We start from the raw sequence: 561 nt of genomic DNA on the forward strand, positions 1-561 counted from the left end.
CGCTCTCCCTTAAAATATCATATTCTTCCTCCAATAAATCACCTGTTTATCATAATTTAGAAATATATAAAATATTTTAATTGGGATTTTTTACCTCATTTTTTATTTTTTCAATGTATTCTGGATTTTCAAGGCCGTTAATATCACCTGAAATATATCCATTTGAAACTATTTCACGTAGAAGCCTTCTCATTATTTTTCCTGACCCTGTTTTTGGCATTTCAGATATTATGTATATTCTTCCAGTAATGGCAAATTTGCCTATTGAATCATTGATTACGTTCCTTATGCGATTTTTTATCTCATTAGAATCTTCTATCTTACCATTTAAGGTAATAAACACCGCGGGAATAAGGATATTTATATCATCGTCTATATCAATAACAGCAGCACTGGATATTTCCGGTATGGACATTATGCTGTTTTCCATTTCCATTGTTGATAATCTGTGTCCTGCAACATTTATGACATCATCGGTACGGCAAAGTACCCAGATATGTTTATACTCATCCTCCACAGCCTCATCATAATTGGAGTAATAACCATTGAATACAGAAAAAT

General features: G+C 31.9%; 1 protein-coding gene. It reads right to left on the reverse strand.

Annotated elements, in window-relative coordinates:
* Positions 1-76: 76 nt before the first annotated feature.
* The coding region (locus AOG54_RS04655) for an AMP-binding enzyme (RefSeq protein WP_449222429.1) at positions 77-561 on the reverse strand (485 nt) is incomplete at its 5' end.

This window comes from Acidiplasma aeolicum (assembly GCF_001402945.1).
Lineage (GTDB): Archaea > Thermoplasmatota > Thermoplasmata > Thermoplasmatales > Thermoplasmataceae > Acidiplasma > Acidiplasma aeolicum.